Genomic DNA, 10,811 nt, shown 5'->3' with positions numbered 1-10,811 from the left:
AACCCCGAACCCCGAACCCCGAACCCCGAACCCCGAACCCCGAACCCCGAACCCCGAACCCCGAACCCCGAACCCCGAAATACAGGCACAAAAAAACGGCGCTTAAATAAGCACCGCTTTTAAATGGTTAGGCTATTTTTCAACCTAAAACCTAAGCAACTTTAGTATTTTCTTCGCAGCTTGCTAGGTATTCGTCAAACGTACCTTGAAAGTCAATTACTTGCTTGTCTTTAATATCAACAATACGGGTTGCTAGTGACGATACAAACTCACGGTCGTGGCTTACAAAAATAAGCGTGCCTTGAAAGTCTTTTAGGGCATTGTTAAGCGCTTCAATGGCTTCCATATCCATGTGGTTTGTTGGTTCATCCATTATCAGTACATTAACGTCTTGCATCATTAACTTACCGAATAACAAACGGTTTTTCTCACCACCTGAACAGTTACGGGCTTTTTTATTTGAATCGTCCGCAGTAAATAATAAACGGCCTAACATGCCACGAACCATTAAATCGTTGTGTTTAGCAGTGCGCCACTGCGACATCCAATCAAATAAAGTTAAGTCGTTATCAAAGTCTTTGGTGCTGTCTTGCGGGCAGTAACCAAAAGTCGCGTTTTCCGACCATTTAACTTCACCGTGTAAGCTTTCAAGTTCGTTAACTAAACAACGTAAAAAGGTGGTTTTACCCACACCGTTTTCGCCTATAACCGCCAATTTAGCACCGGCTTCTAGCAATAAGTCGCCACCGGTAAATAATGTTTCACCGTCAAACCCATGGCCAAGTTGTGTTAGCTCAAGCGCTTGGCGATACATCTTTTTGCCTTCGTCAAAGTTAAGAGACGGGCTCATACGACTTGATGACTTAACTTCATCAAGTTTAATTTTGTCCATTTTTTTAGCGCGTGAGCTGGCTTGTTTTGCTTTAGAAGCGTTAGCCCCAAAACGGTTAACAAAGTCTTGCAGCTCGTCTATTTCAGCGCTTTTTTTCGCGTTTTCAGCTAATAACTGTTCGCGTTGCAAGCCTGAGGCTTCAAGGTACTTTTCGTAGTTACCTGGGTAAATACGCAGCTCGCCGTAATCAATATCGGCCATGTGCGTACATACCGAGTTTAAAAAGTGACGGTCATGGGAAATAATAATCATGGTACATTTACGTTGGTTAAGCTCATTCGCAAGCCACGTAATAGTATGAATATCCAAGTTATTGGTTGGCTCATCAAGTAGCAAAATATCAGGATTAGCAAATAGCGCCTGTGCTAAAAGCACACGCAATTTCCAACCAGGGGCTACGTTTGCCATTAAACCATAATGAAATTCTTTATCGATACCCGCATCAAGTAGTATTTCTTCTGCGCGGCTTTCAGCGGTGTAACCGTCCATCTCAGCAAATACGCTTTCAAGCTCGGCCACTTTCATGCCGTCTTCTTCGCTCATTTCAGGCAACGAATAAATACGGTCGCGCTCTTGTTTTACTTTCCAAAGCTCAACGTCGCCCATAATTACCGCGTCTACAACGCTGTATTGCTCAAACGCAAACTGATCTTGGCTTAGGTTACCTAATTTTAGCCCCGGGGTAATAGACACATTACCCGCACTTGGTGTTAGTGCTCCGCTTAAAATTTTCATAAAAGTCGACTTGCCGCAGCCGTTAGCGCCAATTAAACCGTAACGGTTACCGTTACCAAATTTAGCTGAAATGTTTTCAAACAACGGCTCTGCGCCAAACTGCATCGTAATATTTGCGGTGGAGATCAAAAAAAGTAATCCTAGAAAATTAATGGCAGGGTTAAGCTGCAGCAAGGCGCCGCATAAATAAACAAGCAATAGAGTAAATAATAGGCCGCGAATTATACAGATCCGCGCTTCAAGATGAAAGGTAAAAGAATAATCTACGCGTTTAGTAATGCGTGTAAATAGCTTCTATAGCGGATTTATTTTGTTTAATTAACTCATTTATAGTTTGTAACTCGGCTTGGCTAATGGTTTTTTTACTTAGCATTAAATGTATAGAACTCTTATTAATGGCCGCCATTTTAGTTACTGGCTCAACGCTTGGATGTTGGTTTATAAAATATTGTGCTGCTACTTCGTCTTCTATTGCGTAATCCACTCTGTTTTTACTAAGCATTGCAAAGCGTTTATCGGCTGTGGGCATCATAATAACGTGAGCAGGATGATTTTGTTTAAACTGCGCAAATGCAGCGCCATAATAACTACCGCGACCAGTAGCGAGAGTTAAATCTCTATAAAAAATATCATTTAGGTTAGTTATATCGGGTGAATCGCTGTATTTGTATACACGCATTATTTCATCGCGATAAGTATCGCTAAAATAGGCATAACTTTGCCTATCTGGGGCTATGCTGGCTGCAAAAGTAACATCAATACGGCCTTCTTTTAGCTCTTCAAAAGCGCGAGCAGAGGTAGGCAGCAACATAAACTTTAAACAAAACGACGAGCCGCTAAAAATCGTATTTACTACATCAATTTCAACGCCGGTTAGCTTATCATTAACGGCAATTACATAGGGTGGCCAGTTGCGCTCATTAGTGCCCACAATGAGTGTTTTGGTACAGGCAAATACGTTCCAGCTACAGATTAGTAATACAACAAAAGCGATTTTTAGCATTTTATTACTCTAAAAAAATACAACACCTTAGTATAAACCAAGTTGAAGATTTAGCCTGTTTAAACATATTTGTTAGCAAAATAATTAAGGTCAACACACCCTAAAGAGCAAAATCAATTAGCCTTACTTACAGACTAATTGAGAACGCTAAATAGCCAACATATGCTGTTAATAATAGTGCGCCCTCAACTCGGGCAATACGTCGCCCTGTGTATAAAAATAGCAATAAAAGCAAAGAGCAGGCTAATAATATCCACTGATCATAATTAACTATGCGAGAACTGAGCGGTAATGGCTGCAATATTGCTGAGATAGCTAAAATACCCAACATATTAAAAATATTACTACCTAAAATATTAGCCACAGCCACATCGGCATGCTTACGTAATGCGGCAATAACAGAGACGGTGAGCTCAGGTAACGAGGTACCTACAGCAACTATGGTTAAGCCAATTACCCCCTCCGATAACCCCATAGCCAATGCTAAACCGGTAGCGCCAATTAGTAACACCTTAGAACCAATAATTAATAGTGTTAAACCAACGACCAGAAACCCTGCACTCAACCATAAAGAATTAGGCAACGCTGTTATTTCAGTGCTTTGTGCTTTATGTAATTCAGCCTGTGCCGCTTGCTCACTTTTATAAGTGTAAATTAAATAAGCCAAGAGGGCGCAAAGTAGTAATACGCCATCAGTAACACTAATAAAATGATTAATAGCCAATAAACTAAAAATAACCGAGGACAGCAACATCACTGAGGCATCTCGTTTTAGTCCTAAAGGAGAAATAGTAAGTGGTGTGATCACCGCACATAAGCCCAAAATAAGCAAAATGTTACCAATATTACTGCCCACCACATTACCAACGGCAATGTCAGCTTGGCCGCTTAAGGCAGCTTCAATCGATACAACCAGCTCTGGTGCTGAGGTACCAAACCCAACAATTAATAAACCGCTCAATAAGGGTGACAACTTAAAGCGCTTAGCTACAGCCAAGGCTCCTCTAATTAAGCCTTCTCCGCCTAAAGTTAAAAGCCCAATACCCAGTAGCAAATATAGAAAATTAGTCATAAAATTAAATAGTTAAAGTGAATGCTTGATTGTGACTTGGTTATAAAATTTGTGCTACAAATTTTGCGAGTACAAAGCATAGTTTAAAACATATTTGTATAAAAGCTTTGTGGTTAGTTTTAATAATATGCTCTAACTGTGTACCTAAGGGGTTGCAACTAAGCCTAATGACGCTCGATAAGCCTTTAATTGTTTTTCACGGCCAATTTCATCGGTTAATTTATTCCAGCCGGCTTCAATGTTTTCAACCGTTTGGTCTACGGTTTGGCTATGTCTTAAGTATTTAGCTACTTCGGTGTCGAGTATGTCTCTAAAGTAACGGTTGTTTTCAAAAATTCTTAAATCAAGAATAATATTGGCATTATTCACCGTTTTAGAAATAGAACCTAAATAAAAGCGAAGGGTGTTTTCACTCATCCCTTGCTTAAGCCAACTTTGCTGATTAACCAATTGAGAGGTACGGTATGGGTTCATGCCCGTGGCTCCTTTGGTTACATCCTCGTTAGATTGCAAAGGCTGAGCAACATACGACAAGTACTCATAAGCCAGCTTTTTTTTGCCAGCACTGCTGGCGCGGTTTATTGAACCTACCCAGCCACCAAACGCGGCATAAGGCGCATAGTTAATATCGCCAATAGCAAATGGGCAAAGGGTAGCATTACATCGCTCAAGCTGACCTGTTTTACGATTGAGTACCTCAGTTGACCCCGGTAATATACTTACCCCTGTTTTGTTTTTTACTTTAGATTCGGGTAACACGGTCATGGTGCCAATGTCGCCCCATTCAATTGCTAAGGCGCAGCGTCCGTTAATAAACGCATACCTTACATCGTTAGTGTCAAAGTTAAGCTCGTCAGCAGAGCCAAATTCGGTGGTTTGCTTATAAACTTTTAAGGCTTTTTTAAATGCCGCGTTATTTACTAACGGCGCCATGGTTTTGGTGTTAAAAAATATCCCCTGCGATGTTCCTTTGCTTTGCAAAAAGCTACCCGCAATAGATAGCAGCGACCAATACGACTGCTCATTGGCTTTTTTAGAAATACATGAGCCAAAGTCACCCTCGCCATCACCATTCATATCAACCCCATGTAATTGCTTTGCAATAGCAAGGTAATCATCCCAGGTTCTGGGTGGGGTAAGGCCATACTTTTTAAGAATATCAAGGCGGTAATACAGCAAATGTATATCGCCATCGAGAGGGATGGAGTAAATTTGGCCATTATATTTAGAGCTAAAATCTCTAAAAAAGCGCGATACATCATTCCACTGAATTAGAGGATCGGCACTCACGTAGGTGTCTAGGTGCTCTAGATAGTTGTTTTGTGCAAAATCAACCATCCACTGCGATGCATAGGCAATAATATCGTACTGGCTGGTTGGCGAGCTTAAATCTTTACTTATTTCGTTATATAACTGACCAAAAGGCACCTTAGTTACATTAACTTTAATACCGGTTTGCTGTTCAAACTCTAAGCCCCTTTGTATTAGCGGCTGGCTAATAAGAGTGCCTAAATCAACGGTGAGAATATTAAGCTGGGTGTTTGCTTGTAGTACTGTACTGGGTTGGCTTTCTATATTAGAAGCTGGCAGGTTACTTTGTGCAACGCATTGAAATACCAATATTAAGCTTAGAGCTAACCCAAACACAACTTTCATAAAATACTCAACCACAGCAATATGTAATTACTACTCTAGTCTATATTTTGTGGAAAAGGAAAAGGCAGATAGTTGTAAGCAATAAAAAGCGCTTCTAACTCACCACTGGCAAGTAACTTAGCAAATCCTTCATCAAAAATTTGTGCTAACTCGCGGCCTTTCGCGTTATCGGTAAAGGCAATGTATTGTTTTACAGGCACAATGTTTTCGATTTGATACTGCTGCGGGTCAAAATTCATTTTTGATAACTCAGTGGCGTTAGCAATCAGGGTTTGCTGCAGCGCTTTACGGTTATCTAAAAAGAAATCAAGCCTATCGAGCTTAAGCATTTTAACGCCTTCAATTCGCTGGGTAACCTGCTGCAAATCAATCGGCACATACAAATAATTATTGTAGTTAGCGCCCCTTAACGTACCCACTGATCTGTTTTGTAAAGAATACTCGCCTTGCCAATCTTTAAACCGATCTTTTTTAAACATCGCCGACACAAAAGTAATATCGTAATGCCAAACCGGAAAGTACAACCCCTCCACCTCATTTTGCCTTGCACTTAACATAGCATCGGCATTGCCGTTAGCCGTCCACCAATAAGCACGCGACTGAGGTACAATCATAATATTGAGTTCAATCGACTGCGCAGCAAAAATTTTAGTCAGCATATCAACGTAAAGGCCAGAGCCGTCTTTTTCTACCAGCCCGTCAATAGTGTCGGTAGCCAGTACAATTTTTTTAATATCGCTCGACGCCCAACCACTGCTAGGCACGCCTAAACAAAGCGCTAAAAGTACAGCTAAAAACCACCTAACCCTAACATTCATTGTAAGTAACACCTCGGAACTTAAGCACAGCCACACTAGCCAATACATTATTTATACTAGTAAGCGCTGAAGAGCGATCTTATGAGTAAACATAGCACACCTCGCTGACCAATAAATGAACGGTGCAATACGTGTTCATACTATTACACTGCAGGGTAAATAACAGCCATGTTTTTAGTGTGGATTAAGGTAAGTGTTTAATTATTGCTACTCATTCAAATAGCGCCGAGGCGTTTATATAACTTTAATACTTTCAAAGATGTAGAGTTAATAGGTAAAAGTGTAAATAACATTGGTTTATAGCAGTTAAACAGTGCTTTTTTGTAATAAAAACATACTACTTAGGGCGTATATATTGTTGTAGCTCTATATTTTTAAATGTTGATACTGTAGATTAGTTATAAATGAATGCCAGATTAATAGCTTGCGCTGTTAATAAATAAACCAAGGAGCGGTGAATTTAGTGCCTACTAAAACACTCAATTACTATAATCAACATGCACAAACTTTTAGCGACTCAACGCTTAATGTTGATATGTCGGCGCTTTACGCTGAGTTTTTACCGCTTATTCCTAAACATGGCCATATTTTAGATGCTGGCTGTGGCAGTGCCCGCGATGCTATGTATTTTAAACAGCAAGGTTTTACTGTTAGCGCGTTTGATGCAAGCCCCGAGCTTGCAAAGTTAGCCAGTAATTACTTACAACAAGCCGTAGAGGTTAAAACCTTTCAGCAGCTTAACTGTACAAATATGTACGACGGTATTTGGTGCTGCGCCAGTTTATTGCATGTGCCAAAAGTAGAGTTACCGCAGGTGTTTTTAAAGCTGCAAAATGCCCTAAAACCAAACGGGGTTTTGTATGTGTCGTTTAAATACGGCACGCAAGAACGCGTGCATAATGGCCGTGAATTTACCGATTTAAATGAAGATGGCCTAACCGCGCTAATTACCCACCACACCGAGTTTAAAATACTAAAACAATGGCAAACGGTTGACCAACGCCCAGAGCGCGAGAGTGAAGTATGGCTCAATGCCCTAATTAAAGCAGTGCCCGTTTTATGATTGGCGCAATGCAGCAACAACTCGACTTTATTGCCTATATTCAGCGCATGCTGGTTGAGGGAGAGTTCACCGCAACTTATAAATATGCACTATTACATGCTATTGCTGATATTTGCGTAGAACAGCAAAATGAAGATCAGAGTGCTCCAATGGAAATAAAAATCGACACGTTAGTCGATAAATTTATTCAACTTTATTGGAACCACTCAATGCCTTACGCTGCGCACTCTACCGATATTATTACTAATACTGAAGACATGCTGTTAAAGCAAAATAGCCAAGGACAGGCAAAGTTCATCACCGAAATTTACAAACTACAAAATGCAGGTGTGAAAAGTTACAACGCATTCAAAAACTACCAACAATATAACCAAGTAATTAGTTCTCTTAGGCGAACATTTATCGATGGCCCTCTTTGGCGCTTACAGTTACTTTCGGGTAAAGAAGAATGTTTTTTATATCCCCATATACTTTTAGGTAAAGGCAGAGAGCCCAAGCGAATTGTTTTAAATGCTGGTATAGCTCAGTGTTTTAGGCGTTTTTACGATTTGGTTGTGCATCTTAGTGTTACTGAATGGATAGAAAAAGTACAAACTATAAAAGCGAATCAAACACTATTAGGATCGCAAAGCCAGCTACAAGAGTTCTTGTTTGGCAGTAACAGAACTGCGTTAAAAGTGGTAACTCCACTATTGATAGATATTCAAAACGGGCTTTGCTTTTACTGCCAAAAGCCAATGAATCTAAAAAACGAAAAAGAAACTAAAAAAACGCCAGAGATCGATCACTTTATTCCTTTTAAGCGCTATCCAAACGACTTAGCACATAACTTTGTTGCTGCGCATGCTGATTGTAATAACAATAAGCGAGATCACCTCGCAGCTTTTGCTCACCGCGACCGCTGGCTAGAACAAAATCTTGATACTCATAAAGCCGAAATAACGAATAAACTGCAACCTTACTTTTATTGCGATGCTGATAAATCGCTTGCAGTAAGTAACTGGGCGTATCAGGTTGCCGAATCAAGCAGTGCTAAATTATGGCTTGGCAAAAACAGTTTCGAACAAGCAAAACCAACTGCTGAGTTGTTTACGTTCCCAAATGCATCACAACCTGAGTTAAATCAAGTTGCTAAGCCCGAAGTTAGCTTAAAATCAATAGATAATGCATTAAAGCTGCCGTACTTCCCCAATATAAAAATAGCCTGTGGGCATTTTAAAACAGGGGATGAAAGCGATATGGAATTGATGGACGCACCACTTGGCGCGGGCAAGCTCGACCCGCAAGTGCATTTTTTAGCGCACGCATCGGGTAACTCAATGAATGGCGGTAAACACCCAATACTTGATGGTGATTTATTGTTACTTGAGCTTATAACGTCCGATAAAGCAGGCTCGCTGCGCGGCCAAATAGTCGCTATAGAGCGGGATGATATAGGCGGGGAAGGGCAGTATTTACTGCGCAAAGTTAATAAATTATCTAATGGGCAATATGAGCTAATTGCTCAAAACCCCGATTACGAAGTAATGATTGCAGATGAAAGCATGCGAACGTTCGCACGCTTTAAACAAGTGGTGGCAGAGTAGTTTGTAGTCGCGCTTTAACTTGTGGGTGCAGAGTTTGCTCGCGCGAAAAGCTTTTAAATGTGTAGATGTGAGTTTATATTTCGTATGTATTTTCAATGTGGCGTTTGGGCTTGAGGGATTAAAAACCTCTATTCGAGGTTTTATCGCGTTTTTAACTTAAATAGCCTTTATCTGATCAGTTTTAGTCATAACTACACTTTGTATATTCATACAAGTTAGTTCGCAATTGCACTTCAAGGCATGATAGGAAATGCTTTAATTAACTAGGGTGGATAAGTGTCATTAAAAATTATTGTTTTAAAGTTAAAAATTGGTTAGTTTAAGCTTCACTAGGAATATCATTCAAAGGATTTATATTTATGTTAAAAACAGTTTTTGGAGTGGCTACTTCAGCGCTTTTATTTATATCAACCTCATCGGTATCTGCTGAGTCTGCAATCGAACAAATAAAAAAACGAGCTGCTGAAATTAATGAACTAAAAACATTGATACAAAGCCCTGATCCCGCTCTTAGGCTTGCAGCAATAGACACAATGCAAAACTCAAAAGACTTAGCAATGAAGGAGCTTGCATTTTCTACTGGTATAAATGCTTCAGATGAGTCTGTGGTTGCATTAACAATCCGCAACCGCTTTTCCGAAATCGACAGCTTTGTCGTTTTGCTTTCAAAGCCTGAAGATAATGAAAAAGCTCTAAAAGCTTATAACTACTTTGGAGGTAAAGTATTATTTAAGGTTATAAGTTACGATAAAGACAGAGCTACACTTGTCAATGATACTCATGTTTCTAATACAGATAAAAGCTCCACTATCTCTGGTCTAAATCTCTTTTTAAATTCTAGTAATTGTCAAGGTGCATTTAAATTAGCGGAAGACCTTAGCTATAAAGGCACAATATCGTGTGACAAACAAGAGTTTCCCGCGGTTATTAACTTATTTTAAAATACCTGAACTTCTGAAATCCTAATAAGCCCTTTGTCATTCCAACTAGAGTATATTTTTAGTTTAACACGTTGGGCTTTTACACCTTGCAAATTAATAATAACCTCATTATTACTTGGCAAAACAGTGTTGCTTGCAGACGATATCCACCCTCTTTTTCCTGACTTTTTTCTAGATACCAATACTTCAATATCTTTAATACCAGAATTATTTGGTAGAGATAACCTGATACCTTTGATATCTTTATGTGCTTTAAAAGATAAATCAAGTTCCGCGGTACCTTGTAATTGGGTTTCATAGTACGTATTTTTATCTTGATCTGAAATTAACTGTGCCGACAATTCATTACTCGTAGGCGGTAAGTTCCAATAACTAACTATAAATTCTACGGTTTGCGACGATTCAGTTTGTATTTTTTGTACTGTAGGCTGTTTTAAGCTAGAAGAAAAAAACGGAGCGGTCGTCTCTATTAATCGATCTAGCCTTAATACTTTACCAAACCCATAACCACTCTCCACAGACTGTAGCATACCAATTGGGTTGCCTTGAGCGTAAACTAAACTGCCACTCATACCTTTAAAAAAAATTTGTTTTTCATCTTGTGGGCTTATTGTTAAATAAATAAGCCCCGTTTCTTGAACCACAGCCGGAGTTCTTGATATAAGACCATCAGCATTCACTGTTGATACAACCACCGTTTTCGCTTTATCAATATCGGTTTGATTAACTGACAGTGCATTAAACTCAATACCGCATTGATTAGACAATGAACCGGCAATATGGCCAACAGCTAAATCATAGCCAAAAGGTTGTAAAGTTTGCCCGTCACCTAATGAACGCAGATTATCGCTTCCTTTAAGGGTCAAAAAAACACTCTCTGCAACAACATGGTTCGGTGCAATAAAATAACAGAGATTCAAACGTTTAACCGAAAAGCCTTGCCCAATGTCGTCACCTTCAATATAAATTTGGGTGGGGTTTTGTGCCAACACTGAAAACGTGAACAAAAGCAAAAGGAGTAGTGAATTTAATTGTTTTATCATTT

Annotated in this window: 9 protein-coding genes; 3 read left to right on the top strand and 6 right to left on the bottom strand. The window is 39.6% G+C overall.

Translation table 11 applies throughout. The annotated features are described in order from the left end of the window. Positions 1-151 precede the first annotated feature (151 nt). The 5 genes from B1F84_RS17910 to B1F84_RS17890 all read right to left on the bottom strand — a co-directional run bounded on the left by B1F84_RS17910 (position 152) and on the right by B1F84_RS17890 (position 6,176). Positions 152-1,756, bottom strand: a complete 1,605-nt coding sequence (locus B1F84_RS17910) for an ABC-F family ATPase (protein ID WP_131692307.1) — start codon at positions 1,754-1,756, stop codon at positions 152-154. Between the two features lie 142 nt (positions 1,757-1,898). Next, positions 1,899-2,630, bottom strand: coding sequence for a transporter substrate-binding domain-containing protein (locus B1F84_RS17905; protein ID WP_131692306.1), 732 nt, complete (start codon positions 2,628-2,630; stop codon positions 1,899-1,901). Between the two features lie 127 nt (positions 2,631-2,757). Continuing rightward, positions 2,758-3,702 carry a calcium/sodium antiporter gene (locus B1F84_RS17900; RefSeq protein ID WP_131692305.1) on the bottom strand — a complete coding sequence of 315 codons (945 nt, stop codon included), beginning with the start codon at positions 3,700-3,702 and terminating at the stop codon, positions 2,758-2,760. 144 nt (positions 3,703-3,846) lie between these two features. Then, the gene (locus B1F84_RS17895; protein ID WP_131692304.1) at positions 3,847-5,358 is read right to left on the bottom strand and encodes an extracellular solute-binding protein; all 1,512 of its coding nucleotides are present in this window, start codon (positions 5,356-5,358) and stop codon (positions 3,847-3,849) included. Positions 5,359-5,393: 35 nt separating this feature from the next. Beyond that, positions 5,394-6,176: a transporter substrate-binding domain-containing protein gene (locus tag B1F84_RS17890; protein WP_131692303.1), complete on the bottom strand. Its 783-nt coding sequence runs from the start codon at positions 6,174-6,176 to the stop codon at positions 5,394-5,396. Positions 6,177-6,639: 463 nt separating this feature from the next. On the opposite strand from B1F84_RS17890, the gene B1F84_RS17885 reads away from it, so the two are divergent. From B1F84_RS17885 to B1F84_RS17875, 3 genes are all read left to right on the top strand, one after another. After that, a complete protein-coding gene (locus tag B1F84_RS17885) occupies positions 6,640-7,239 on the top strand; it encodes a class I SAM-dependent methyltransferase (protein ID WP_131692302.1) in 600 nt (199 codons plus the stop codon). Beyond that, positions 7,236-8,825, top strand: a complete 1,590-nt coding sequence (locus B1F84_RS17880) for a S24 family peptidase (RefSeq protein WP_131692301.1) — start codon at positions 7,236-7,238, stop codon at positions 8,823-8,825. Before B1F84_RS17885 ends, B1F84_RS17880 begins: the two co-directional genes overlap by 4 nt. Positions 8,826-9,184: 359 nt before the next feature. Then, on the top strand, positions 9,185-9,766 hold the full coding sequence (locus B1F84_RS17875; RefSeq protein WP_131692300.1) for a hypothetical protein: 582 nt from the start codon (positions 9,185-9,187) through the stop codon (positions 9,764-9,766). Here the strand turns inward: B1F84_RS17875 and B1F84_RS17870 are convergent. Continuing rightward, the gene (locus B1F84_RS17870; protein ID WP_131692299.1) at positions 9,763-10,809 is read right to left on the bottom strand and encodes a hypothetical protein; all 1,047 of its coding nucleotides are present in this window, start codon (positions 10,807-10,809) and stop codon (positions 9,763-9,765) included. The two genes, B1F84_RS17875 and B1F84_RS17870, sit on opposite strands and share 4 nt — an antisense overlap. Positions 10,810-10,811 lie beyond the last annotated feature (2 nt).

Source organism: Pseudoalteromonas sp. DL-6 (assembly GCF_004328665.1).
Lineage (GTDB): Bacteria > Pseudomonadota > Gammaproteobacteria > Enterobacterales > Alteromonadaceae > Pseudoalteromonas.
Note: the sequence above shows the minus strand (reverse complement) of the source record. Positions and strands in the feature narration are given on the sequence as shown.

Excerpts from the sequence above, each read along its gene's own strand:
- B1F84_RS17880 (WP_131692301.1), top strand. The coding sequence starts at position 7,236 with ATGATTGGCGCAATGCAGCAACAACTCGACTTTATTGCCTATATTCAG.
- B1F84_RS17890 (WP_131692303.1), bottom strand. The coding sequence starts at position 6,176 with ATGAATGTTAGGGTTAGGTGGTTTTTAGCTGTACTTTTAGCGCTTTGT.
- B1F84_RS17895 (WP_131692304.1), bottom strand. The coding sequence starts at position 5,358 with ATGAAAGTTGTGTTTGGGTTAGCTCTAAGCTTAATATTGGTATTTCAA.
- B1F84_RS17875 (WP_131692300.1), top strand. The coding sequence starts at position 9,185 with ATGTTAAAAACAGTTTTTGGAGTGGCTACTTCAGCGCTTTTATTTATA.
- B1F84_RS17870 (WP_131692299.1), bottom strand. The coding sequence starts at position 10,809 with ATGATAAAACAATTAAATTCACTACTCCTTTTGCTTTTGTTCACGTTT.
- B1F84_RS17905 (WP_131692306.1), bottom strand. The coding sequence starts at position 2,630 with ATGCTAAAAATCGCTTTTGTTGTATTACTAATCTGTAGCTGGAACGTA.
- B1F84_RS17900 (WP_131692305.1), bottom strand. The coding sequence starts at position 3,702 with ATGACTAATTTTCTATATTTGCTACTGGGTATTGGGCTTTTAACTTTA.